This window comes from Rhodococcus sp. AD45-ID (genome assembly GCF_003023755.1).
Classification (GTDB): domain Bacteria; phylum Actinomycetota; class Actinomycetes; order Mycobacteriales; family Mycobacteriaceae; genus Rhodococcus_F; species Rhodococcus_F globerula.
In genome coordinates this window covers 3,270,633-3,294,303 of sequence record NZ_PYHL01000001.1, presented here as the reverse complement: position 1 = coordinate 3,294,303, position 23,671 = coordinate 3,270,633, and the positions used below count along the sequence as shown (strand labels likewise).

The window sequence follows — 23,671 nt, the reverse complement described above, 5'->3', positions numbered from 1 at the left end:
TAACCTGTGCACAACTACATGAATTACATCAAGGTTATTCCACCTACCTCGACTAACAGGGTTCTACACAGTGTGGATAACTTTGTCCTCAGATTCGCCGAACCGTTGCCGTTTCGGGCGTGTCCATGCAGTTCCGACCCAACGCGACATGATTTGTTCACAAGGAGGCAACTCCCCATACTGAGTCCATGATCTCCGCCCTGTTGGCCGCTGCCGCCGTTCTGGCACTCCTCACACTCGTGCCCGGACCGGACATGGCCGTCGTGACGCAGGCAGCGCTCACCGGCGGTCGATCGTCCGGATTCCGGGTAGCGGTAGGCATCATCAGCGGACTGCTCGTATGGGGCTTGCTCACCGTGCTCGGCTTGTCGGCGTTGCTGGCCGCTTCCGCGGAGGCATACACCGCCGTGAAACTCGCCGGCGCTGCCTATCTGATCTATTTGGGGGCGCGAGCGCTGTGGGGCAGCCGTTCATCCCAACTGCGCAGCATCGACGCACCGCGTTCGCAGAAGGCCGGTACCTGGAAAACCGGTTTCACCACCAACCTTCTCAACCCCAAAATCGCGGTCTTCTACACCAGCCTGCTGCCGCAACTGGTTCCAGCGGGATGGCCGACGGGTCCGTCACTCGCACTCCTGGTGATCATCCACGCAGCGATCTCCATCGCGTGGCTCAGCGCCTACGTCGTGCTTCTCTCCCGCGCCCGTAGCACCTTCGAGAAGCCGAAAGTGCGGCAGGCACTTGAACGTGTGACCGGCACGGTTCTTCTAGGATTCGGAGCGAAGATCGCGCTGGAAGCGCGCTGAGTCGACACATCAGAGAAGAGCACAACAGTGGGTGCGTGGGGATCGGGACCGTTCGAGAACGACGGTGCGGGGGATTTGATTGCATCCATCGGGCACGGTGATTTCACCTTCGAGTCCGCGGAATGGGCGTTCGAGGACGACTACCTCGAGGTGGACGGCGGCCAGATCGCCGTTGCCTTACTCGAATTGGTGCTCATCGTGCGCGCCGATCGCAAACGGGATCCTGCCGTCGAGGAACTTGCTCTCGACGCCTTTGCCGACGCCTTGACCAGCGAGCGGCTCACGTGGCTGATCGAGATGGTGGAACGCACCATCGCGTCGACCGACTCGGAACTGTTCGAGCTCTGGGACGAGCAGGGACCGGAAGAACTTGCGGCCTGGCGGATCCCGGTGGTCGACGGCCTCGAAGATCTGCGCGTGCTGTCGGTCTGATCTAGGTCAGTAGCCCGCCGACGAATCGATCACGGCAGCGAGGTCCTCACCGGCAGCAAATCGAGCAACGTTGGCGGCCACGTGATCTGCCAGGACGCGCGTGAGCGTCGTAGCCGGGTTGGCGACGTGCGGAGTGATGATCGCGTTGGGCAGCTTCCACAACCGGTGTCCGTCCGGCAGCGGCTCGGGATCTGTGACGTCCAGTGCCGCACCGCCGATCGATCCGGCTTCGAGGGCGTCGACCAGCGCATCCGTGTCGACGAGATTTCCGCGGGCGATGTTCACGATCCAGCTCGACTCCGACATCTGGTCCAGTTCCGCCTTGCCGATCAGATGCCGGGTCGCCGACGTCGACGGTGCAGCGATCACGAAGTGGTCTGCCTTGGACCAGACTTCACCGGTGCGATCGGCCGAGAGCGTTTCGACGGCTCCTTCGACGGGGGTCCCCGAGCGGGTGATCGCGATGACCTCGACCTTGGATGCCGCGAGGTACGGGATCAACGCGCGACCGATTCCACCGCAGCCGACGATCGCCACAGTCGAGCCCTGTAGGGTGCCCACTCGCGGATCGAATTCTTCTTTACGCCACGACTGTGCCGCCAATTGTTCGGGGAGAGAACGCACTCCAGCAAGGAGGAGCATCATCGTGTGCTCGGCCACGTTGCCCGCATACGCGCCGGCAGCGGACGTCCAGACCCGCTTGTCGTCGATGACGCCGGCGTCGAACCAGGGCTCGATCCCGGCAAACGGCAACTGCACCCAGCGAACCGAGTCGGGCAGCGACGACGGGAACGTGTCCGGCCCATCCGCCCAGACGACGCCCTCGGCCTCGGCGAGTGGAACGAGCACTCCACCGGCTCGGCGAATCCCGTCCGCAAGGTGAGAATCCTCGACGGGACCGAGATGGATGCGAGGGGTGCTGGTGCCTGTCATGAGAGACGCTTTCTATTCAAGGGAAGTGGCGGTGGGACGATCAGACGACGGCAGTCATGTCCCCATCACCGTAGAGTATCTCCCGTTCTCTAGCCGTTTGCTTTCGCGATCGAGTCCTTGCCCTCTGCGGCGCCGCCCTTGATGGTGTCGTGCTGGACGGGAACGAACTTCTTCTTCGGTAGCAGGAACAGCCACGTCGCAAACACGAACGGACCGGTACCCGCCGGCAGGCTGATCGGCGCGAAGGCCGAGACCAGGGTGCCGTGAATGACTACCGTCACCAGCACCCCGAAGACCGTGTAGACAAACACACGCCACGACGGGTTGTAGAACACCGACCCCAAGGCGATAGCCGTCAACACCGAGCTGAGCCCGTAGAGGCCGTTACCGATGTCGACGGTGTTTGCGCCGAGCGCAAGTACCGAACCGATCGCTACGGCGGAACCGATGAGGGCGAACACCGCCGCCCACCGGGACGCAACGAGCAAGGCGACCACGAAGATGATTCCGGTGATGGTGTTGTTGATCAGAAATATCTGGGAGACGTTGCGAAACAGTGTGTCCCAGAGGAAGCCGAACGTGATGTCGGCGTGAACCGATGAATCCCCGATGTGCTGCGGGAACTGTGCGGCACTGAGGTCCGACGTTTCGATCCGCAGGAACTGGAAGGCGGCCAGAAGGAAGAACCAGTTGACGAGGTTGAACGGAAAGGTCAGCGCCGGCACACCCCAGGTCTTGAAGACGTTGGCAACCGCAAGAAATGCGATAGTGGACGCCGCAGCACCGACAACCAGGTAAATCCACAGCATCACGCCGCCGGCAAGGAACGTGGGAAAGGCTGCGCCGACCAGGATTCCGTTGTATCCGTACAAACCGATGCGCATCGAATCGTCATCCGAATGCAGCAGCATCCCGGTAACCGTGGACACCACCAAACCCACTACCGCGCCGATCGCCACGGTGATCGTGTCGGCGGCTATCGCACCCCAGAAAATACCGATGAGAAACAGCAGTCCGGTCAGGGCATTGCCCTGAAACATCACCTGCCCGGAGCCCTTGAGGTTGGTGTCGATGAATCGCAGCACGACGTTCTTGTCCGCGATATCGTCCCAGGGTTTGGTGATGGTGGTCATCGCACATCCCTCACACTTCTTCTCCCGGCGAACCGCGTCATCCCCAGAGCGGGACGGGCGGAATAGTGGTATCCAGAACCGACTTTCGAACGAGCGCCCAGAAATCACGGACCTTGGCTTTGACCGGTTCGCTCTCGGGACCCAGGACCTTGAAGATCAACCCGGCATCGTTCGGTAGTCGGCTCGCACCCGAGAAGACCTTCCCGTCGGGTCCCGGAACAACCTGTTCCAGTATCTCGTCGGCATTCTCTTTCGGAGTGAGCAGAATGACGTTGCCGAAGACGTCGTACTCCCCCGTGATTCCCTTGTATCGCACCGGGAAACGCTGCGGTTCGATCACCAGTTTCTCGGTGAAGAGATCCGCTCCGTCCGGGCGCCGCGCCTTGATCAGGGTGGAGTACAGGTCGTAGACAAACAGCTCCGTATCGGACTGGGCGCTCCTGTGGTACTTACGGCCGGGCATCACAATTTCCGAAAATAGCAGCGTTGCAGACGGATCCACCGTGACATCGGTGCGTGCGAAGTACCTCGCATTGCGGTGCGGGATAGTCACACCCGGCATCAGTTCGAGATACGAATTCTCAGCCAAGGTCACCTTCTGCAACTGCGACGCATGATTCGCATCCATTTGATGCACCTTGGTTGCCGACTGTGTCGTGACGTGCGCCAAGGATCCGGGTTCCATGTCGATGGTCAGGAACAGCCGATCACCCTGCAGCACACTGCCGGACGTCGAGATCATGTAGACGCACGGCATTGCCGGCAACGCTTCGTCCCAGTACAGCGCTTGTTGAACAAGTAAAGGCGTCTTCCGATACATGTCCCGGAGAATCGTCTTGTCGCCGCGATCGACAAAACGCATCTCGAGCACCCCGGTCTTGCCCACCTTGCCGGCCGGGGCTTGCTTCGGCTGATCCTGGTACTGGTCGAGTTCCGGAACGGTCGGGATCGGCCCCGGGAGCGACCGCGCGGCCCCCGAGGCAGCTGGAGCGCTCACTTGGCGCTCGCTCCCACTTCCTCTTCGTCGAAGAGGACACCGTGCACGATGAGGTCCACCACTTCCTTGATTCCCTCGCCGGTCATGCAATTGGTGAAGACAAACGGCTTGTCACCGCGCATTCCCTTCGAGTCTCGATCCATGACACCCAGATCGGCCTTCACGTACGGTGCCAGATCCGTCTTGTTGATGACCAGGATGTCCGACTGCGAGATCCCGGGTCCGTTCTTACGCGGAATCTTATCTCCCGCAGCTACATCGATGACGTAGATGAAATAGTCGACGAGAGCGGGACTGAACGTCAGAGTGAGGTTGTCACCACCACTTTCGATGAACACGATATCCGTGTCCGGGAACGTGCGTTCCATGTCCTCGACCGCCGCGAGGTTCATACTGGGGTCCTCGCGAACGGCGGTATGGGGACACGCACCAGTCTCCACTCCCACGATACGTTCTTCCACGAGAACACCTTTGAGTGCCTTGCGCACATGCTTGGCATCCTCCGTGGTAACCACGTCGTTGGTGATGATCAGTACACTGGTTCCCCGCTTCACGAATTCCGGCGTAATCGCCTCGATGAGGGCAGTCTTGCCCGAACCCACAGGACCGCCGATTCCGATGCGCGTTGTCTTCTTCATGATTCTCCTTCTAGTTCATGAACATTCGGACATGTGCCTTGACGTGAACCGCTGCCAGAATGTCGATCATCGGGGAAAAGTTGGACATGTCATCAAGCCCGTACTCGCGAACGGCCGCATACTCGCCGTCGGCGGATTGATTCACCTCGAACAGAATCTCCTGCGTGGCAAGGTGATCTACCCGAACGATACGGAGCGCCGCACCGAGCAACGTCATCGCCACACCGTACTGATGAACGGTAAAGGCATCATGCTCCGGAGAACCCATCTCCGCGAAGGCAATTCCGAGACCCGCCGGATACGTGCCGGGGGTTTCTCCAGCCTCGATCGCCGATAGCCACTTGCCGAACAACGTCTCACCGGCGAGTCGGCCGCCGAGCTCCGCCAGTTTCTTACCCATCCGGGTAGTCATCGTTCGGGACTCTTCGTTGAGTTTGCGTTCGATCACGGCATGATCCGCCGCCAGAATCGCCGAGAAATTACCGCCCGACGCCCCCCGGTGGGCGGCCAGCACGGCGATACCATCGCATGTCGCACCCTGATGCGCGGCCGAGAGAACAAATTCCCGCAACGACGGAGCATCGGTGACAATTCCTTGCGCCACGGCCGATTCCAACCCGTTCGAGAACGAGAAGGAACCGACCGGGAACATCGAATCGGAAAACTGCATCATCCGCATCGCACGGTTGATGGTCAGCTGCGACCCTTCACACGAGGGGGTCATGGGTATGCCCCTCACCCTCGCGCGCTGCCGCACCGAACAGTCGGCGTGCCTCGTGCGGAGCAATGTAGGGAATGACCTCGGAGCCAGGAATGAAGGTGTACTCGATGCCCTCGAACGCATGGGTGCGCATCACCGAACCCATGACCGCCTTGTCTACCGTCAGCGGAACATAGACCTTCATTCCCTTCACCACTGCCGGCCAATGCTGGTTACCCACAGCGTGACCCAACTCGAGACACGTCTGGATCATCTTCTCCGGTGTCACGTCGAGCAATGCACTGAGGTCGATCTCGAGAACGTCCTTGAGGTTGATCCGCGCGACAACGACGGTGTTCTCCGGCTCGTCCCACAGCAGAATGTCGCCGTCCTGCAACTGAACACCGCGGTCGAGTGACACCGCCAACTCACGTCCGCCCACAGTCGTGCGTCGCAACCGGCTCTTCTGCGCTTCCCACTGATCGAGTGAAAGTACGTCGATTACTGCCTTCTCGAGTCGACCGGCCCACTCTTCGTCAGTCTCCTTCCCGAGCAGCGCGTCGACTCGAGCAGGCTTGCCTGTCGGCGCCGTCATCTCGCCGTGAGTGTGTGCGATTGTTTCAGACACAGGAGTCCCCTAACTGAAGAAGTAAAGTTGGTTCAGGCGAATGGATTCGGCCGGTTCGACGTAGGCGTGAACGCCGTCCGCCGTCACCGCGAAGGTCTCCGGATCGACCTTGATCTCCGGAGTGGCAGAGTTTCGCACGAGGTCGCGTTTGGTCACGGTGCGAGTGCCCTCGACGGCAAGAACTTGACGCTCGAGTCCTAGTCGATCCTTGATGCCGTCATCCAACGCGGCCTGGGACACAAACGACACCGAACTCTCGGGCAGGGCCTTACCGAACCCACCGAACATCGGCCGGTAGATCACCGGCTGCGGGGTCGGTAACGATGCGTTCGGATCTCCCATGGCGTGCCAACTGATCATTCCGTTCTTGATGATCATTTTAGGCTTCGCACCGAAGAAAGCGGGTTCCCAGAGAACAAGATCCGCCATTTTTCCCGGCGCGATGGAACCAATGACATGGGACAACCCGAATGTCAGGGCCGGGTTGATCGTCGTCTTCGCGACGTACCGTAGGACCCGGAAGTTGTCGTGCGTCTTGGAGTCCTCCGGCAGCTTTCCCCGGGCACGTTTCATGCAGTCGGCTGTCTGGATCGCCCGGAGCCAGTTCTCCCCGACACGGCCCATTGCCTGCGAGTCGCTCGAGAACATCGAGATGACCCCCATATCCTGCAGCACGTTCTCCGCACCGATCGTCTCCGCGCGAACGCGTGACTCGGCAAACGAAACATCGGACGGCACTTTGGGATTGAGGTTGTGACAAACCATGATCATGTCGAACAACTCGGCTTGCGTGTTGATGCCGTACGGCAACGTCGGGTTGGTCGACGCTGGAAGAACGTTGTCCTCACCGGTCACCCTCAGGATATCCGGTGCATGGCCGCCGCCGGCGCCCTCACTGTGATAGGTGTGAATGGTGCGGCCCTCGAATGCCGCAATGGTGTCTTCGACATAGCCGGCCTCGTTCAACGTATCCGTGTGTATGGCAACCTGAACATCCATCTCGTCGGCCGCACGCAGCGACGCCCGGATCGCGGCTGGTGTTGCGCCCCAGTCCTCGTGGACCTTCAATCCCGCGGCACCTGCCTTGATCTGCTCGATCAAAGACGGATAGCCGGACGAGTTGCCCTTACCCAACATGGCGATGTTGACGGGAAGACCCTCATTGGCCTTGAGCATCATCTCCATGTTCCAGATACCCGAGGTGATGGTGGTGCCGTTGGTACCGTCCGACGGCCCGATACCGCCGCCGATCAGCGTCGTCACACCACCACTGAGCGCGTGGTACGCCTGCTGAGGAGAAACGAGGTGGACGTGCGGATCAATACCAGCGGCAGTCAGAATCAGCTGCTCACCGGAGATGGCATCCGTTGCCGGTCCCGTCGTGAGTCCCGGCGTCACCCCGTCCATCGTGCTCGAGTTGCCGGCCTTGCCCCACCCGACGATTTTGCCGTCCTTGATACCGACATCGGCTTTGACGACGCCGATCGTGGCGTCGAGGATCACGACGTTGGTGATCACCAGATCGAGTGCGCCATCGCGACTACACGACGCCGGATCCTGGCCCATACCGTCGCGCAGAGTCTTGCCGCCGCCGTAGATCGACTCATCACCGATGGTTCGAAGATCTTCCTCGACCTCGATGTACAGGTCCGTGTTGCCGAGCCTGATCTGGTCACCTTTCGTGACACCGAACAGGCCCGAATACTCTTGCCGTGAAATGCTTGTCATGAGTATTGCTCTCCTTCGGCCACCGTGAACGAGGCTCAGTCGGATTGTGGTTCGGACAAGAAGCCGAGCTCATCTGCAAGAGCGACGGCACGGGGCAAGCGCGGGCGATACGCGGCGTGCGTGGGAGCCCAACCGTCCACCAAACTGTTGAATCCGTGGGCGCGCTGCTTGCCGCCGAACGGCACCAACGTCACTTCCTTCTCGTCTCCCGGTTCAAAGCGCACGGCAGTACCGGCCGGGATGTCCAGACGCCAGCCGAACGCCTTCTCGCGATCGAAGGACAATGCTCGATTGACCTCCATGAAGTGATAGTGCGATCCCACTTGAATGGGCCGGTCACCCGTATTTCGCACACGCAGCTTCAGACGCGGCCGACCTTCGTTGATCTCGATCGGTTCATCCCGCAGGACGTATCCCCCGACTGGAACCTTCTTCTCGTCGCCGGAATTCTTCTTCGATGATTTTGTTGCCATCTTCGGGTGCTCCTGAGTTGGTCTTTCGGCCTGAGTTCGTTACGGCTACTGGATGGGCGAATGCACGGTGACGAGGCGGCTACCGTCGAGGAACACCGCCTCGACCTGCACGCGCGGAATCATGTCCGCGACACCGTCCATGACGTCGTCGACGGTCAATGCGTGCGACGCGTCCGCCATGACTTCCTCGAGAGTTTTCCCCTCGCGAGCACCCTCCAATGCAGCCGCCGTGATGACAGCTACCGACTCCGGGTGATTAAGCTTGAGCCCCTTTGCTTTTCGTCGCAGAGCCACGTCAGCCAACATGAGGATCGTCAGCTTGTCGAGTTCTCTCGGTGTCAGATGCATTCCGACAACTCCTTCTCGCTCATACTCTTCACTTCCGTGTGGTCAGCTGGAAAGCTGGTCAGGTCCCGGTACCGGGTGCGCTCGACCCCGACAACGGTTCCGCGGATTGCTGCACAAATCCGCTCCTCCTTCCGAGGGAGTGCCGGTTGATTGCGTCGAGCACGGCTTTGGCGCGGTCGGACGGTACAAGAACTTCGACCCGCAATCGGTCGGTGAAGACGACGTCGTTGCGTTGGCCGCGGAACTTGAGAGAATCCGAATCACTCGCGGACACATGGGCTTCCGAAACCACGATCGACTCCGCTCCCGCAGCCAGCAATGCCTCACGCAACTTCTCCGACTCGATGGTCTGGAGGACCGCAGTGATCAGTTCATGCTTCGGCGCATCGGGATGTGGAGCAAGCTTTTCTCCGTCGGCTACGACTCCCCCGTCGAACCCGGTCGATTGCGGTGCTCCACCTGCTTCGACAAACGCCGGGTTGTAGCGGTAGGCGTCCATGCCTTGCTGACGACGGTCGATATTCACCTGGTCTTTCGGAGCCAGCTTGAGCCCGATCGTCTTCTCGATTCCCATGGCGATCAACCAGGTCACGACAAACGAGAAGGCGATGACGGTGATCAGAGCCAAAGCCTGCTCACCGAGTAGACCGAGGCCGCCACCGAACAGAAGTCCGTCGCGGCCGATCGGGTTGATCGCCTTCTCTGCAAACAAACCGAGAAGCAGCGATCCGAGGATGCCGCCGACAAAGTGGACGGCGATGACGTCGAGTGCGTCGTCGAACTTGAAAATGGACTTGAGCGCCAATCCGAAGTGGCAGATCAATCCGGCAAGCACACCAATTGCCAAGGCGGAGAACGTACTCACGAAGCCCGCGCAGGGTGTGATGGTCGCCAAACCTCCGACCGCGCCGGTGATTCCACCGATCGCCGTGGCTTTACCCTCGGTGTATCGCTCGATGACCAGCCAGACGACCATGCCGCCGGCAGCGGCAATGTGAGTGTTGATCAAGGCTTGCGCCGCAACACCATCCGCAGCCAGACCGTCGCCGGCGTTGAAACCGAACCAGCCGAACCACAAGATGCCAGCGCCGACCAGAGCCAACGGAACGGAGTGAGGAACGGCTTCCGCGTTCGGCCAGCCCGGGCGTTTGCCGACAACCAACAAGATCGCGAGTGCTGCGGCGCCCGCCGACGCGTGGACGACGATTCCGCCGGCCCAGTCCTGCGCCCCACGGAGCGCCAACCAGCCTTCAGGATTGAAGAGCCAGTGGGCGATCGGGGGATAGACGATGATCGACCACAGAACAAGGAGAACAGCCCACCCCAACGGCTTGAGACGGTTTGCCGTGGCACCGGTGATCAAAGCAGGCGTGATGATCGCGAACATCATCTGATAGGCGACAAACGCCAAGGTCGGGACTGCAACAGCCCCCTCGATCAAGTGGAATCCCGGCGCGGCTGCGGTGTGAATGTCCTGCAAGCCGAAGAGTTTCAAGTCGCCGAGGAAGCCGGATCCCCAGTCGCCGCTGAACGCAAAGCTGTAGCCGAAGACAACCCAGGTGATGGACACCAAGCCGAGCGGAACCAGGTTCTGCTGCAACATCACCAGCGCGTTACTGCCGCGCACCAATCCAGCGTAGAAGAACGCGAGACCTGGAACCATAAAGAGGACAAGCCCTGCGGAAATGAGCACCCAGGCCGTGTCACCACTATTTATAACGGGTTCGGCGAGCATCGGTAAAACCACCTCCGAGTAATAAGACCGTAATAGGTCTCGATTTTTCTCGTTACGCGTACGAACGACGGTGCGCGGTTAACACCGACAGCGAATATCCAACCGAAGGCGCCGGTGCCATGGTTGCACATTTCGTACCGAATGGTGGGGTTGCTCTGCTCTGCCAACTTAGGGAGAGTTCCTGAATTCGGAGTCGAAACAGTAACGGACAGAACTTATTTCATTCTTTCGGTCACCGAACAATAACAATAGTCAGTCAGCACAGTTACGGCGCGACACCGCATCGCGGCGCTTCTCTAATATGCTTTCGATTGCAAAACATCGAAGTGGAAATAAAAGTTGCCCAAGTCCACGTCAATACCTATCCGAATGGTCAGGTAATTACGCGAATTAGTGGCCTAACTGTTCAGTTGAACATCCACAAATCCGCGATTCATTCTTGAATATCCCCGCAAGGTTGCGTACTGCAACAAATAGATTGAACCGTGTCTCTGCAGCTGGCGACAAAAAAGTCCCCCACCTGCGCAAGCAGGTGAGGGACTGTTGGCGGAAGCGGAGGGATTTGAACCCCCGGTGGGTTTAACGCCACGCTCGCTTTCAAGGCGAGTGCATTCGGCCGCTCTGCCACGCTTCCGTGGGCGATACTATCCGGTGCACTCGCGAACTGTGAAAACGGCTCCCCGTTACTCAGCGATCGCCGATGGCCGCGTCAACCTTCGAGAAGACGTCTGCCAGCACTTCCAGTTCATTGGGCGTCAACAAATCCACGAGATTTTTGCGCACGCCGGCGACGTGGGTGGGTGCGGCAGCAGCGAGGCGTCGTCGGCCCTCGTCGGTGATCTGCGCAAGCACGCCACGCCCGTCCTCGGCGCAGGTAGTGCGCTCGACTATGCCCTGAGACTCCATGCGACGGATCTGGTGCGTGAGGCGGCTACGAGAGGACAGGACACCGTCTGCCAAGTCACTCATCCGAGTTGAACCGTCCGGGGCTTCCGACAACATCACGAGGATGCGGTAATCCGCCAACGAGAGATCATGCGAATCCTGCAGCTCCCGGTTCAAGACCTCCATGAGCCGCTGATTGCCGTCCATGTAGCCGCGCCAGGCACGCATCTCGGCAGGCGTCAGCCACGGAGTCTCTTGCTGCGCGGGCAGCATTTCCTGCTGCGAAGGCAGCATTTCCTGCTGCGAAGGCGACGTTTCCGCCGGTACGCTGGACGGCTCCCGGAGTACGGGTGCCTCGTCGGTTGTAGTGTCAGTTGTCACGGCTCCCCAGTTTAGACCTGCATACGCCACATTCAGTCTTCTTCACAGGCCTGAAGTCCTGAAGCGGCCAAGGGCGCTAATGTCCGGAAGTGGCCACCAATAGGGACCTGTCGATTTCCCCCACCGACGACACCCCAGCCAGTCCCATCGTGAGATCGAAATCGGCGAGCAGGCTCCGCAAAGCATGGCGGACGCCGTCCGCTCCGGCCAATCCCAAGCCGTATACCCACGGCCGCCCGTACAAAACCGCCTTTGCTCCGAGCGCCAGCGCGATGATCACGTCCGCACCACACCGAATACCCGAATCCATCAGGATGTCAGCTTCGTGTCCGACGGCCGACGCTATGGGCCCCAACGCGTCCAACGCGGATATCGCCCCGTCCACCTGACGACCACCGTGGTTGCTCACGATGATTCCGTCGGCACCGGCCGCAACCGCGGCGCGAGCGTCGTCGGGATGGACAATTCCCTTGACCGCGATCGGAAGTGACGTCCACTGGCGAAGTTTCGCAATATCTGCCATCCGAACGGCGTGATTGCCGAACAGCGACACCCACGTCAGAACCGCAATCTGCAGTGCCTCCGCACTTTCCTCGGGCGGTGTCGCCAACTTTGCACGGAAGACCGGATCGGACAGATAGTTCGCGATGCCTTTCGCCCGCAGGAACGGCAAGTGCCCCAGTTCCAGATCCCTTGGACGCCAACCCATGCCGGGCGTATCGGCCGTCACCACGATGGCCTTCGCTCCCGCGATGTCAGCACGGCGGACAAGCGATTCGGCAAGCTCGTCGTCCGCCGGCCAGTACAGCTGGTACCACCAGTTATCTCCCGACACCGCGCCGACATCTTCGATGGTCGACGAGGCCGCAGTCGACAAAACCGAGCCGATACCCAATTCCGACGTGACCGAACCGACCGCAACCTCTGCGTCGTCGTGTACCAAGCCGAGTACTCCGACCGGCGCGGTCAAAATCGGCGCAGCCAAACGCGTACCGAGCACCTCGACGCTCAGATCACGGGCATCGGGGGCGGCGGCACCTCGAAACATGCGTGGCACTATCGCGTGCTTCTCGAACGCCCGGAGGTTCGATGCTGCGGTGCGTTCGGTCGAAGCGCTGCCCGCGATATATCCGAAGGCTTCGGGTGAGAGTTGCTCACGCGCGGCAGCTTCCAGCCCAGCCGCTGTCATGGGCAGCGACGGGACGGTGCCGCCCAGGCCGCTCAGGTAGATCTCGTTCTGCATGTTCCCGAAGTAAGTCACGACAGCGACGGTAGCGCCAACCCCTCCTATTGCGGGGCGATTCGCTAGCGTCGTATCCATGTACGCCATCACTATCGACCAGCCCGGCGGCCCCGAGGTCATGACCTGGGCGCAGCAGCCCGATCCGGAAGTGCCTCGCGGGCATGTTCTGGTTGACGTCGCCGCGACCGCCGTCAACCGAGCGGACCTCCTGCAACGCCAAGGTTTCTACCCGCCGCCCCCCGGCACGAGTGACGTCCTCGGACTCGAATGCTCCGGCGTCGTCAGCCAGCTCGGCGAAGGTGTCACCGAATGGGCTGTCGGCGACGAAGTGTGCGCACTGCTTGCCGGTGGCGGATATGCCGAGAAGGTGGCAGTACCTGCGACACAACTCCTTCCGGTACCCGAGGGAGTGGATCTGCGAGTCGCGGCATCCTTGCCGGAAGTCGCCTGCACGGTCTGGTCCAACGTTGTCATGCGCGCCGGACTGCGCCGCGGACACACTCTGCTGATCCACGGAGGCGGCGGCGGAATCGGAACCCACGCCATCCAGGTCGGCAAAGCTCTCGGTGCGCGAGTTGCCGTGACCGCCGGCTCGGAGGAAAAACTGGCGCGCTGCCGTGAGCTGGGCGCGGACATCACGATCAACTACCGCGAACAGGACTTTGTCGCCGCTCTCGCCGAAGCCACCGACGGACACGGCGCGGACATCATCCTCGACAACATGGGAGCGTCGTACCTGGGCCGGAACGTGGACGCCCTCGCGGCGGACGGGCACATCGTCGTCATCGGGATGCAGGGCGGACGCAAGGGCGAAGTCGACATCGGCAAGTTGTTGGGGAAACGCGGAAGCATCACCGCGACGGGCCTACGTGGGCGTCCGATAACGGGGCCAGGCGGAAAAGCCGAAATCGTGGCCGACGTTCGAGCCAAACTGTGGCCGTTGATCGCCGACGGTTCCGTCCAACCGGTCGTTTCCATTGAGCTTCCGATCACCGAAGCGCCGTTAGCTCACCAATTGCTGGATTCGCCCGAAACGGTAGGCAAGGTCATCCTCACCGTGAAGTGACGTAACAGGTACGAGATCAGCCGAGCGTGCCGAGTTCGGCAACAAGTTGGTTGATCTCGTATCGCGTCGTATACGGCGCCAACCCGATCGTGACCGCGCCACCCTCGTCGTTGACACCCAACGCGTCGAGGAGGCGCGAATTGCCGTGAGTGCCGCTCATGACCGCAATCCGCTTGTCTGCGAGATGCGCTGCCACCTTGTCGGCAGCCGTTCCATCGAGCGTGAAGCTGACCGTCGGAACCCGCGTCGGTGCATGCCCGATGACCATGACATGGGGCAGCGCGGACAGGGACCGCAGCAGGTGCTCGAAAAGGCCGTCTTGATAGTTCTGCAGTGAACTGATCGACGTTTCGAGGCGCTCGCGGCGACTGCCAGTGGCCGATTCATCGAGGCCTGCGAGGAAATCGATCGACGCGGTGAGCCCGGACAGCAGCGCGAACTGATGCCCACCCACTTCGAGACGTTCGGCACCACGTGCGTACGGGTTGAGCGAGACGGCGGGGATACGGTCGAGCAGGCCGGGATCGCGGAACACCAGCGCACCAACCTGCGGACCACCCCAGGACGGCGCACTGACCGCGATGATGTCTGCGCCGAGTTCGGCCATATCCAAATGCGCGTAGGGAGCAGCACCAACAGCGTCGACGACCATGAGGCCGCCGAATTCGTGCAGCCGATCCGCCGCGGCACGCACATTGGGCGCCGAACCCACGATCGGCGAAGCCGCAGTCAAAGCTACAAGTCGCGTCGTGGAGGTAATAAGCTCGTTGAACTGCCAACTAGGTAGTTCGCACGTCTCGATTTCAACTTCCGCCCAACGCACCTGTGCGCCGTACCGACCGGCGACGCGCAGCCAGGGCGCCACATTTGCTTCTTCGTCGAGCCGGGAGAGCACCAGACCGGTACCGAGGCCCAGTCGCGAACTCAGAGACTCTGCCAGCCAGGCCAGCAGGACCGCCCGGTCCGAGCCCAGGACAACACCCGCCGGATCACCTCCGACGAGATCTGCAACGGCGGAACGAGCACTGTCCAGGATTGCCGCGCTACGACGGTTCGAGACGTGCCGACCGGACGACGACGACGCGGCTGCCCGGAATGCGGTGGACACTGTCCGAGAGACTGCGTCGGGAATCTGCATTCCCGCCTGCGGGTCGAGGTGGATCCAGCCGTCACCGAGTGAGGGAATCAATCCCCGAACGCGGGCAACGTCGTAAGCCATGCTCGACACTCTAGGGGCATGCGGCTCTGTAGTCGAAGGCAGACACCGAAATACCCGTCAGTACAGTTACTTTTCGGTTACCTTTTCGGGGTTAAGTGCAGTTTGTCGCCCTGACACGACAAGATGGAGCTATGAACAAGCCAGAGGAAGAACGGATACTGGTCATCGGCCCCGACGGCGCGGAGACAAACGGCGCGGAGACAAACACCGATCGGCAAGACGCCAGGGAGCCCGAAGGCGAATCGATCGCCGACATGGTCGAGCAGCCGGCCAAGGTCATGCGAATCGGCACCATGATCAAACAGCTCCTCGAGGAAGTGCGCGCCGCACCGCTCGACGACGCCAGCCGAGTACGGCTCAAGGAAATCCACCGATCCTCGATCCGCGAACTCGAGCAGGGCCTCGCACCGGAACTCCGCGAAGAACTCGAACGGTTGACACTGCCCTTCACCGACGACTCCGTTCCGACCGACGCAGAACTGCGGATCGCACAGGCACAGCTGGTCGGATGGCTGGAAGGCCTCTTCCACGGCATTCAGACAGCACTGTTCGCCCAGCAGATGGCGGCACGTGCCCAGCTCGAACAAATGCGTCAAGGTGCACTACCTCCGGGCATGAGCATCGGCGTCCCGCACACACCGGGGAACCCCGGGCACCCCGACCAACAGTCCCCCGGCACCGGCCAATATCTGTAACTCCGGCCACCACAACACCCGAGGAAAAGTTCGCACTGCACCGGGGCCGGTAGGCTCGACCTCCGTGTCAGCATCCGCAACCGAATCCGAGACGTCGGAGCAACCTGTGCCCGTGTCCGACTCCCAGACCTTCCATCGCGCTTTCAAAGACCTGCGCGATGGACTACGGCAGCGCGAGTTGTGGCTGAGCCTCGGTTGGCAGGACATCAAGCAGCGGTACCGCCGGTCAGTGATCGGCCCCTTCTGGATCACCATCGCCACCGGTGTCCAGGCCGCGGCGATGGGCCTCCTGTACTCCGCTCTGCTGAACATCCCGCTCAAGGAGTTCCTGCCGTACGTCACGGTCGGGTTGATCGTCTGGAACCTGATCAGCGCCAGCATCCTCGAGGGCTCCGAAGTCTTCATTTCCAACGAGGGCCTGATCAAGCAGCTGCCGTCGGCGCTGAGCGTGCACGTGTATCGCCTGGTGTGGCGTCAAGTGCTGTTCTTTGCGCACAACTTCGCGATCTACATAGTCCTCCTGTTCGCGTTCAGCATCTGGCAGAACATGAGCTGGACGGCGCTCGCGGCAATACCCGCATTCGTGCTGATCGTGGCGAACACACTGTGGGTATCGATCGTGTTCGGCATCTTCTCCACGCGGTACCGCGACATCGCACCCATCCTCGGCAGCCTCACCCTGCTGCTGTTCGTGCTGACACCCATCATGTGGACGACGCAGGCTCTCAAGGATCAGGGCGGACAAGCCGCAGACCGAGTGAAGCTTGCCGAACTCAACCCGCTGTACCACTACCTCGAGATCATCCGAGCACCACTTATCGGAACCGATCAGCAGGCATACCACTGGTACATCGTCATCGCCCTCACCGTTGTCGGCTGGGCCGTCGCGCTCCTGGCACTCCGCAAGTACCGGGCACGCGTGCCCTACTGGGTCTAGAGGAAAAACACATGAGTCAGCCAGTCAGCATCCACACGCAGAACGCGTGCGTCGACTTCCCGATCTTCGACGCCAAATCCCGCTCGCTCAAGAAAGCTTTCCTCGGTAAGGCCGGCGGATCCATCGGCCGCAACGACTCCGATGTTGTTGTCGTCGAAGCTCTCCGCGACATCACGATGACCCTCAAAGAAGGCGACCGCATCGGACTGGTCGGCCATAACGGCGCGGGCAAGTCCACCTTGTTGCGACTCCTCTCCGGGATCTACGAACCGACCCGCGGAACAGCCACCATCCGTGGCCGCGTCGCGCCGGTCTTCGATCTCGGGGTCGGGATGGACCCCGAGATCTCCGGCTACGAGAACATCATCATCCGCGGCCTGTTCCTCGGTCAGACTCGCAAGCAGATGCTCGCGAAAATGGATGAGATCGCCGAATTCACCGAACTCGGCGAGTACCTCTCGATGCCACTGCGCACCTACTCCACAGGCATGCGCGTGCGCGTCGCCATGGGTGTTGTCACCAGCATCGACCCGGAAATTCTGCTCCTCGACGAAGGCATCGGCGCCGTCGACGCGGAATTCATGAAAAAGGCCCGCGTACGCCTGCAGAAACTGGTCGAACGCTCCGGCATCCTGGTCTTTGCAAGCCACTCCAACGAGTTCCTCGCCCAACTGTGCAACAGCGCGATGTGGATCGACCACGGCCAGATCCGCATGCACGGTGACATCGAAGACGTCGTCCGTGCCTACGAGGGCGACGACGCCGCCGAACATGTCCGCCACGTGATCAGAGACATGGAACGGGAGACGCCCGCGTGAGCACACCCGAGAAGATCATCGGGGTCGTCGTCACACACAAGCGTCGTGAACTGCTGGCCGAATCGCTGAAGGTGCTCAGCACGCAGACCCGGCCGCTCGATCACCTCGTTGTCGTCGACAACGCCGACGAAGACGCGGTGCGCGAACTGGTCGAAGGCGCTTCCCTGCCCACCAGCTACATCGGTTCGAAGCACAACCTCGGCGGTGCCGGAGGATTTGCCCTTGGCATTCTGTATGCATTGTCACTCGGCGCAGACCGGGTTTGGCTCGCCGACGACGACGGTCGCCCCGAGGGAGCCGAAGTGCTCGAAACACTGCTCGCGTGCGCGCTCCGACACGACCTTGCCGAGGTCTCTCCCGTCGTCTGCGACATCGACGATCCCGACCGCCTGGCGTTCCCCCTGCGCCGCGGCACCTCGTGGCGTCGGTTGCGTAGCGAACTCGACACCTCCGAACTCGGCGACGAGGACCTTCTGCCGGGGATCGCATCCCTCTTCAACGGCGCATTGTTCACCGCCGACGCCATCGACGCTGTCGGTGTTCCGGATCTTCGGTTGTTCGTCCGCGGCGATGAAGTGGAAGTGCACCGTCGACTCGTACGATCCGGCCTGAAATTCGGCACGTGCCTGAAGACCGCCTACGTACATCCCAACGGCGCCGAGGAATTCAAGCCGATTCTCGGCGGGCGGATGCACACGCAATACCCGGACAACGATACGAAGCGCTTCTTCACCTACCGCAACCGTGGGTACATCCTTGCACAGCCCGGAATGCGCAAACTGCTTCCGCAGGAATGGATTCGGTTCGGCTGGTACTTCCTGATCACGCGGCGCGATCCCGCAGGTCTGCGCGAGTGGATGCGACTGCGCAAACTCGGCCGGGAAGAGAAGTTCGAGCGCCCGAGTTAATTTAATTCGGTTGCACCGCTCTGCCACCGTCTGAGACGATTCTGCACCGACGCATGGTGCGTCCTGAGATTTTCGAGGAGTGAGTATTGATGACTGTCGTGTTCTGCACCTATCGCACCGTCAATACTCACGATTCTTCGTACTCGAGGACACCTTCACCATGCCAGAAAACAGCACATTACTGACCGAATACGGTTGGAACGCAACACTTTCGGAAACATTCGACGCACTGCTTGTCAATTCACCTGACACGGAACCTGGGCGCGTCATACGCGTGGACCGCGGCCAGTGTGACGTTGCCGTCGCGACCGGTACCGTCCGCGCACTCAGTGGCAGCACTTCGCTGTGTACCGGCGACTGGGTTGCAGTCTCCAAAGTCACGCGCGCCAACACTGCGCTCGCCACCACGGGCGAGACCGAAACACCCACGGTCACTTCGATATTTCCGCGATCGAGCAGCATCGTTCGATCCGCGGCATCCGGAAAATCCGAAGGTCAGATACTGGCCGCGAACGTCGACACCGTCGTCATCACCACGGCGTCGGACGGTGACGTCGACCTCGGACGCATCGAGAGACTACTCGCACTCGCATGGGAAAGCGGCGCAACACCGGTCGTCGCGCTCACCAAAACCGATGCAGCTCCTGATATTTCCGCCGTTCTTGCCGAAGTTTCCGCCGTCGCACCCGGCGCAACAGTGCTCGCCGTCAGCGCCGAAACCAGCGAGGGAATGGACATACTCGACGCAGTTCTGGACGGCACCGTGGCGATACTCGGTCCTTCCGGCGCCGGCAAATCAACTCTTGCCAATGCGCTCCTCGGTGATACCGCCGCGAGCTGCGTACTCGAAACGGGCCGGGTGCGGGCCGGCGACGGCAAAGGACGCCACACCACCGTGACAAGAGAACTGATTCCGTTTTCCGGCGGCCGGACGCTCATCGACACTCCGGGGCTGCGGGGCGTCGGCATGTGGAACGCCGGCGAGGGTATCGACAAGACGTTCCCCGAGATCGAGGAACTGATCTCGGCCTGCCGGTTCTCCGATTGCGCACACAACTCCGAGCCTGGGTGCGCGGTCGTGGGTGCACTCGAACGCGGTGATATCGACGAGCGGAGACTCAGAAGTTATCGGAAACTACAGCGGGAGAACGCGTGGAACGCCGCACGCAGCGACGCCCGTCTGCAGGCGGAACGCACGCGAGAGATCAAGGTGCTCTCCCGCCGCATCAAGGATCATTACCGGGGCCGAAGGCAGTAACGGCCGAACCCTGGCAGCATGGGAGTGATCCCGACGAGAGGTTGCCATGTTCGAGCAGTTCCGTTCCAGCGCCAGGACCAAGCTTCAGCGTGCGGTATCCGAGGTGATCGAGAACGCCGACCGCCATAATGCCGAGCGCACACGGCAGATTCTCGACGAACTAACACGCTCGCACGACGAACTGGCCGGGGCCCGCGAAGATATCGCGGGCCTTCGGCGCAGAATCGACGAACTGGAATACCGTCAACGCCGCGATCTGGCGTACGCAGTCGATCTGGAAGCAACCGCGTCGAGCGCGTCGTTCATCCTGGAACATATGCGGGTGGCGCAGACGTTCGGTCATCCTCACGACACACTGCGACACGCACTGAATTTGGTCGAGATTCCAGGAATGGCACTCGAATTCGGCGTCGCATCCGGAACGACCTTGAAGATCATCGCCGACGAATTTCACGAACGTGATGGCATCGTTGCCGGCTTCGACGTGTTCTCCGGGCTACCGGAAACATGGCGAACCGGATTTCCGGCCGGTGAGTTCGCTCAGGAATCTCTCCCCGAAGTACCTGGGGCACAACTTGTTCCAGGGCTTTTCGAGGAAACATTACCGATATTCCTCGACCAGGAACGTGAAACCGTGGCGTTCCTGCACCTCGACGCCGATCTCTACTCGTCGACCAAGACGGTGCTCGATCTACTCGGAGACCGCCTAGTCCCGGGATCGATCATCGTGTTCGACGAATTCTTCAACTACCCCGGGTGGCAGAACCACGAATACCGGGCGTGGACGGAATACGTCACACGCACCGGCATCTCCTTCGAGTACGTCGGTTACACCTTCGACAACGAACAGGTGATAGCCAAGATAGTCAGGTGAGAGTCACTTCTCGTACAGGCGAGCCCAGTTCTCGCGGCTGGTGAGCTGCGGGAACTCCCGGGCGAATGCCTCAGCGACACTTGGTGCTTCGGCCAGGAATCGCTTGATCACGCCGGCAAGGCGACCACTCATCTCGGCAGCCGTCTCACTGTCGAAGCGGCGTTCACGCACGCCACCCTGCGAAGCGTCGGTCACGAAGACATGATCGAAGCGTCCGACGTGCCACCACTGCGCGTCCTCGTAGGAGATCGCCACCGGACCCCGCTCGAGCTGGTTGCGAGCCTGCATCACAGCGCGTTTCGCAAGAACAAGATCGGTCCACAGGCCGGTCTTGGGACTGGGCGCAACGCGGCGAATCGGCAGCCTTCCCGGCAACTCAGACGCCGGACGAGTCACCGTCTCCGGGAACCGCTTTCGTTCCTGGTTGATCGTCGCCAACGCCTTCTGCCCACCGTCGGCCAGGCCCGCCGGGCCTTCGAGGAATCCCTCGATCGCCCGGATTTGTGTGTGCGCGAGGCCGTACTGCAAACCGACGATCGAATGCGAAATATCCCGGGCCAGTTGCTTGGCCAGTGTCTTCGGCGCAAAACCCGGATCGAGTGACGCGGTGATCAGACCGTTGCGAGTACTGAAGTAGTGGGCAAAACCGTCGACGTCCTTCCAGTAGAAGTCCGCATGCCAGACCGCGGCCGACGGCAACGTGATGGTGGGGATTCCGGCCCGTCCGGCGCGCAGGCTGTACTCGACGTCGTCCCACTGGAAGAACACCGGCAGGGGCAGCCCGATGCGTTCGATGGCTTCAGCGGGGATCAGGCACGTCCACCAGCCGTTGTATTCGGCGTCCACTCGGCGTTCCGGCAGCTTCTCGAGCACGCTCCGGTTACGGACCCCGTGCTCGTCGGTCGGCACACCGCGCTGAAGGGTGCCCAGATCGACGCGTTCACCCGAAGCCAACAAGTAGTCGGGATTGAACAGGAAAAGCATCTGAGCGCCGATCAAGGCCGGTTCCGTTGTCATGTTCGCAAACGCACTCAGTCGAAGGACCGATTCCGGTTCACACAGAATGTCGTCGTCCATCAGAATCACGTCGGAGTGCGGTCCGGCCTCCGACGCCTCGTACAGTCCTCGCGTGAAACCGCCGGCACCGCCCAGGTTCGCCTGCCGCAGGTACTGCAGGCGCGATCCGAACTTCTTCGACACTTCCTGGAAAAGCTCACGACTCTCCACCGGATCGGTGCCCTGATCGACGACGTACAACGCGTCGAGCAACCCCAACACGCGTTCGTCGGACGCAAGAGCCTCGACGGTGCGCGCACAGTCGTCGGCGCGGTTGAACGTGCAGATCGCTACCGCTACCGGCCGGATCAGCTTCGGTGAAACGACGGACCATTCGACGTCGTCGACAACTGCGCCGCCGCCCTGCGCTTCGAACTGCAACCACAGCGCGCCGCCGTCGACAAAAGTGTCGAGAGGCGCCGTCATGGAAATCTGCTCGGTTCCGGTAACAACGACATTGGTCACGATACGACGGTGACCACCGATGTCGGACGCCTGAATTTGAACGCGGCAGGCCGTCTCGGCTACGACTCGTGCGGTGACGGTGACCTCGGTGACAGCCGTCCAGCGCTGCCAGTAGCTGGCCGGAAATCGACCGAAGAAAGTATTGGTGTGCGCAACAGCTCCGGGCTGAAGTCGCAGTTCGAACCGAGATCGTGTCGACATGCCGACCTTGGTTACGGCGTACAACTCGTCACTTGCGACGGGCGAGGTTCCGGTGAACAACGTCCGCTGCGCCACCAGGCGATCCGAGCTCGCACGATGTTCGGTCAACTCGACCCCGGAGTCGGACTGCCCGGAGTCGGACTGGCCATCGGTCACTTTCGCGGTATCCACACCTCGCAGGGTATCGCGAACCCGCTCAGCCCTGCCGCAAGCACCAGGCCACGCTGGTTCTACCCGCGGTACCCCGGGCCGGCCACAGCGGCCAGCTCCTTCTTTCGCCGGCGAAGCGACAACAATCCGTTTGCCATTTGAATGACGTCCTTGGGCGAAATCCGGCTTGCATGCGCGAGGTGATCGTCACTGAGACGAATCGGAACCTCCACAGGGCGCACGCCCGCCAATTCCAGCGCGTAGTCCAGTTCCGTCGTAAACAGAAAACCTCGCTCGGCCAAAGCCGGCGCGATCTGGCGCACCAAGGTGCCGTCGACGATGAACGTTCCCTGCGGATCACCCGTCCGGGTACCCAATATGGCTCGTCGAAGGGTGGCAAATCCACCGGTCATGATCGCTCTCAACAGGCCACGCTGCACCTCGGATTCCGCGTGGGCCTTCGAACCGATGACCACGGGAGGAACAGACCCCAAATCAGCCATCACACGGTTCGCGCCTTCGATGTCGCCGAAACCGAACGGCAGATCGTCCGCGGTGAGCAACACACGCTCTCCCCGTGACGCGATGATTCCCGCGCGCAGTGCCGCACCCATGCCTTTGTCACTGGTCATGGGACGGAAAGTCACGGCCGGCCAGGACCAGGCAGCCGACAACGCGGCACACACGTCCGCAGTGTTATCCGTGGAACCGTTCTCCACGACGATGATCTCGACTGGGCTGGTGCTCTTGGCAGGGTTGGCGCTGAAGTACTCGGCGAACTGTCGCACCGTCGACTCCAGTACCTCTCCTGAGTTGTATGCGGGGATGACCACCGAAAGCTCCGGCGTAGCTGATTCCCCACGAACGGGTTCCGTCCGCGATGTCGCCACGTGCCGATCTCCTTCTTCCCCGACTGCAGTTCGAACTCGTCGGAATACTACGCTCCAAGGAAATGGGCTCCGAG

At 61.2% G+C, this 23,671-nt stretch carries 24 protein-coding genes and 1 tRNA gene; 9 read left to right on the top strand and 16 right to left on the bottom strand.

Annotated features, from left to right (window positions below; translation table 11 throughout):
• Positions 1 to 188 precede the first annotated feature (188 nt).
• Positions 189 to 806: a LysE family translocator gene (locus C7T36_RS15085; RefSeq protein ID WP_045066397.1), complete on the top strand. Its 618-nt coding sequence runs from the start codon at positions 189 to 191 to the stop codon at positions 804 to 806.
• Positions 807 to 833: 27 nt separating this feature from the next.
• Positions 834 to 1,238, top strand: coding sequence for a DUF4259 domain-containing protein (locus tag C7T36_RS15080; RefSeq protein WP_045066395.1), 405 nt, complete (start codon positions 834 to 836; stop codon positions 1,236 to 1,238).
• Positions 1,239 to 1,244: 6 nt separating this feature from the next.
• Here the strand turns inward: C7T36_RS15080 and C7T36_RS15075 are convergent, their stop codons facing one another.
• From C7T36_RS15075 to C7T36_RS15015, 13 genes are all read right to left on the bottom strand, one after another.
• Positions 1,245 to 2,171 (bottom strand): D-isomer specific 2-hydroxyacid dehydrogenase family protein, encoded by a 927-nt coding sequence (locus C7T36_RS15075; protein WP_045066394.1) that lies wholly within the window; start codon positions 2,169 to 2,171, stop codon positions 1,245 to 1,247.
• An 89-nt stretch (positions 2,172 to 2,260) separates the two neighbouring features.
• A complete protein-coding gene (gene yut, locus C7T36_RS15070) occupies positions 2,261 to 3,304 on the bottom strand; it encodes an urea transporter (RefSeq protein WP_033235121.1) in 1,044 nt (347 codons plus the stop codon).
• Positions 3,305 to 3,341: 37 nt separating this feature from the next.
• A complete protein-coding gene (locus tag C7T36_RS15065; RefSeq protein WP_045066392.1) occupies positions 3,342 to 4,301 on the bottom strand; it encodes an urease accessory protein UreD in 960 nt (319 codons plus the stop codon).
• The gene (gene ureG / locus C7T36_RS15060) at positions 4,298 to 4,939 is read right to left on the bottom strand and encodes an urease accessory protein UreG (RefSeq protein WP_033235122.1); all 642 of its coding nucleotides are present in this window, start codon (positions 4,937 to 4,939) and stop codon (positions 4,298 to 4,300) included. Before ureG ends, C7T36_RS15065 begins: the two co-directional genes overlap by 4 nt.
• A 10-nt stretch (positions 4,940 to 4,949) precedes the next feature.
• Complete coding sequence (locus C7T36_RS15055) at positions 4,950 to 5,663, bottom strand: urease accessory protein UreF (protein WP_033235123.1); 714 nt, start codon at positions 5,661 to 5,663, stop codon at positions 4,950 to 4,952.
• Positions 5,647 to 6,267, bottom strand: coding sequence for an urease accessory protein UreE (gene ureE, locus C7T36_RS15050; RefSeq protein WP_230590192.1), 621 nt, complete (start codon positions 6,265 to 6,267; stop codon positions 5,647 to 5,649). The genes C7T36_RS15055 and ureE overlap by 17 nt, the downstream gene beginning before the upstream one ends.
• Positions 6,268 to 6,276: 9 nt before the next feature.
• On the bottom strand, positions 6,277 to 7,995 hold the full coding sequence (locus C7T36_RS15045; protein ID WP_033235125.1) for an urease subunit alpha: 1,719 nt from the start codon (positions 7,993 to 7,995) through the stop codon (positions 6,277 to 6,279).
• Between the two features lie 35 nt (positions 7,996 to 8,030).
• On the bottom strand, positions 8,031 to 8,468 hold the full coding sequence (locus tag C7T36_RS15040; RefSeq protein ID WP_033235126.1) for an urease subunit beta: 438 nt from the start codon (positions 8,466 to 8,468) through the stop codon (positions 8,031 to 8,033).
• 45 nt (positions 8,469 to 8,513) lie between these two features.
• On the bottom strand, positions 8,514 to 8,816 hold the full coding sequence (locus C7T36_RS15035; RefSeq protein WP_033235127.1) for an urease subunit gamma: 303 nt from the start codon (positions 8,814 to 8,816) through the stop codon (positions 8,514 to 8,516).
• Positions 8,817 to 8,874: 58 nt separating this feature from the next.
• Complete coding sequence (gene amt, locus C7T36_RS15030) at positions 8,875 to 10,551, bottom strand: ammonium transporter (protein ID WP_033235128.1); 1,677 nt, start codon at positions 10,549 to 10,551, stop codon at positions 8,875 to 8,877.
• Between the two features lie 544 nt (positions 10,552 to 11,095).
• Positions 11,096 to 11,185: transfer RNA gene (locus tag C7T36_RS15025), tRNA-Ser, on the bottom strand.
• 53 nt (positions 11,186 to 11,238) lie between these two features.
• Positions 11,239 to 11,709 (bottom strand): MarR family winged helix-turn-helix transcriptional regulator, encoded by a 471-nt coding sequence (locus C7T36_RS15020; RefSeq protein WP_033235227.1) that lies wholly within the window; start codon positions 11,707 to 11,709, stop codon positions 11,239 to 11,241.
• 184 nt (positions 11,710 to 11,893) lie between these two features.
• Positions 11,894 to 13,138 carry an alpha-hydroxy-acid oxidizing protein gene (locus tag C7T36_RS15015; RefSeq protein WP_033235228.1) on the bottom strand — a complete coding sequence of 415 codons (1,245 nt, stop codon included), beginning with the start codon at positions 13,136 to 13,138 and terminating at the stop codon, positions 11,894 to 11,896.
• On the opposite strand from C7T36_RS15015, the gene C7T36_RS15010 reads away from it, so the two are divergent.
• Positions 13,137 to 14,126: an NAD(P)H-quinone oxidoreductase gene (locus C7T36_RS15010; protein ID WP_033235129.1), complete on the top strand. Its 990-nt coding sequence runs from the start codon at positions 13,137 to 13,139 to the stop codon at positions 14,124 to 14,126. The two genes, C7T36_RS15015 and C7T36_RS15010, sit on opposite strands and share 2 nt — an antisense overlap.
• Before the next feature lie 16 nt (positions 14,127 to 14,142).
• On the opposite strand, the gene C7T36_RS15005 is transcribed toward C7T36_RS15010, so the two are convergent.
• Positions 14,143 to 15,345 carry a cysteine desulfurase-like protein gene (locus C7T36_RS15005; protein WP_045066388.1) on the bottom strand — a complete coding sequence of 401 codons (1,203 nt, stop codon included), beginning with the start codon at positions 15,343 to 15,345 and terminating at the stop codon, positions 14,143 to 14,145.
• A gap of 131 nt (positions 15,346 to 15,476) precedes the next feature.
• Here C7T36_RS15005 and C7T36_RS15000 point away from each other — a divergent pair, with 131 nt between their 5' ends.
• From C7T36_RS15000 to C7T36_RS14975, 6 genes are all read left to right on the top strand, one after another.
• Complete coding sequence (locus C7T36_RS15000; protein ID WP_033235131.1) at positions 15,477 to 16,040, top strand: bacterial proteasome activator family protein; 564 nt, start codon at positions 15,477 to 15,479, stop codon at positions 16,038 to 16,040.
• 64 nt (positions 16,041 to 16,104) lie between these two features.
• A complete protein-coding gene (locus C7T36_RS14995; protein ID WP_045066386.1) occupies positions 16,105 to 16,977 on the top strand; it encodes an ABC transporter permease in 873 nt (290 codons plus the stop codon).
• An 11-nt stretch (positions 16,978 to 16,988) separates the two neighbouring features.
• Positions 16,989 to 17,795, top strand: coding sequence for an ABC transporter ATP-binding protein (locus C7T36_RS14990; RefSeq protein ID WP_033235133.1), 807 nt, complete (start codon positions 16,989 to 16,991; stop codon positions 17,793 to 17,795).
• Positions 17,792 to 18,703 carry a glycosyltransferase gene (locus C7T36_RS14985; RefSeq protein ID WP_045066384.1) on the top strand — a complete coding sequence of 304 codons (912 nt, stop codon included), beginning with the start codon at positions 17,792 to 17,794 and terminating at the stop codon, positions 18,701 to 18,703. Before C7T36_RS14990 ends, C7T36_RS14985 begins: the two co-directional genes overlap by 4 nt.
• Before the next feature lie 160 nt (positions 18,704 to 18,863).
• Positions 18,864 to 19,961, top strand: a complete 1,098-nt coding sequence (gene rsgA, locus C7T36_RS14980) for a ribosome small subunit-dependent GTPase A (RefSeq protein WP_045066850.1) — start codon at positions 18,864 to 18,866, stop codon at positions 19,959 to 19,961.
• 46 nt (positions 19,962 to 20,007) lie between these two features.
• Positions 20,008 to 20,835 carry a TylF/MycF/NovP-related O-methyltransferase gene (locus tag C7T36_RS14975; RefSeq protein ID WP_045066382.1) on the top strand — a complete coding sequence of 276 codons (828 nt, stop codon included), beginning with the start codon at positions 20,008 to 20,010 and terminating at the stop codon, positions 20,833 to 20,835.
• A gap of 3 nt (positions 20,836 to 20,838) precedes the next feature.
• On the opposite strand, the gene C7T36_RS14970 is transcribed toward C7T36_RS14975, so the two are convergent.
• Together C7T36_RS14970 and C7T36_RS14965 are read right to left on the bottom strand one after the other, a co-directional pair.
• Complete coding sequence (locus C7T36_RS14970; RefSeq protein ID WP_045066377.1) at positions 20,839 to 22,728, bottom strand: glycosyltransferase; 1,890 nt, start codon at positions 22,726 to 22,728, stop codon at positions 20,839 to 20,841.
• Positions 22,729 to 22,787: 59 nt separating this feature from the next.
• Positions 22,788 to 23,597: a glycosyltransferase gene (locus C7T36_RS14965; RefSeq protein ID WP_045066375.1), complete on the bottom strand. Its 810-nt coding sequence runs from the start codon at positions 23,595 to 23,597 to the stop codon at positions 22,788 to 22,790.
• Positions 23,598 to 23,671: the final 74 nt, after the last annotated feature.

Excerpts from the sequence above, each read along its gene's own strand:
- C7T36_RS15085 (WP_045066397.1), top strand. The coding sequence starts at position 189 with ATGATCTCCGCCCTGTTGGCCGCTGCCGCCGTTCTGGCACTCCTCACA.
- C7T36_RS15075 (WP_045066394.1), bottom strand. The coding sequence starts at position 2,171 with ATGACAGGCACCAGCACCCCTCGCATCCATCTCGGTCCCGTCGAGGAT.
- yut (WP_033235121.1), bottom strand. The coding sequence starts at position 3,304 with ATGACCACCATCACCAAACCCTGGGACGATATCGCGGACAAGAACGTC.
- ureG (WP_033235122.1), bottom strand. The coding sequence starts at position 4,939 with ATGAAGAAGACAACGCGCATCGGAATCGGCGGTCCTGTGGGTTCGGGC.
- C7T36_RS15055 (WP_033235123.1), bottom strand. The coding sequence starts at position 5,663 with ATGACCCCCTCGTGTGAAGGGTCGCAGCTGACCATCAACCGTGCGATG.
- C7T36_RS15045 (WP_033235125.1), bottom strand. The coding sequence starts at position 7,995 with ATGACAAGCATTTCACGGCAAGAGTATTCGGGCCTGTTCGGTGTCACG.
- C7T36_RS15040 (WP_033235126.1), bottom strand. The coding sequence starts at position 8,468 with ATGGCAACAAAATCATCGAAGAAGAATTCCGGCGACGAGAAGAAGGTT.
- C7T36_RS15035 (WP_033235127.1), bottom strand. The coding sequence starts at position 8,816 with ATGCATCTGACACCGAGAGAACTCGACAAGCTGACGATCCTCATGTTG.
- amt (WP_033235128.1), bottom strand. The coding sequence starts at position 10,551 with ATGCTCGCCGAACCCGTTATAAATAGTGGTGACACGGCCTGGGTGCTC.
- C7T36_RS15020 (WP_033235227.1), bottom strand. The coding sequence starts at position 11,709 with ATGCTGCCCGCGCAGCAAGAGACTCCGTGGCTGACGCCTGCCGAGATG.
- C7T36_RS15010 (WP_033235129.1), top strand. The coding sequence starts at position 13,137 with ATGTACGCCATCACTATCGACCAGCCCGGCGGCCCCGAGGTCATGACC.
- C7T36_RS15015 (WP_033235228.1), bottom strand. The coding sequence starts at position 13,138 with ATGGATACGACGCTAGCGAATCGCCCCGCAATAGGAGGGGTTGGCGCT.
- C7T36_RS15005 (WP_045066388.1), bottom strand. The coding sequence starts at position 15,345 with ATGGCTTACGACGTTGCCCGCGTTCGGGGATTGATTCCCTCACTCGGT.
- C7T36_RS15000 (WP_033235131.1), top strand. The coding sequence starts at position 15,477 with ATGAACAAGCCAGAGGAAGAACGGATACTGGTCATCGGCCCCGACGGC.
- C7T36_RS14990 (WP_033235133.1), top strand. The coding sequence starts at position 16,989 with ATGAGTCAGCCAGTCAGCATCCACACGCAGAACGCGTGCGTCGACTTC.
- rsgA (WP_045066850.1), top strand. The coding sequence starts at position 18,864 with ATGCCAGAAAACAGCACATTACTGACCGAATACGGTTGGAACGCAACA.
- C7T36_RS14975 (WP_045066382.1), top strand. The coding sequence starts at position 20,008 with ATGTTCGAGCAGTTCCGTTCCAGCGCCAGGACCAAGCTTCAGCGTGCG.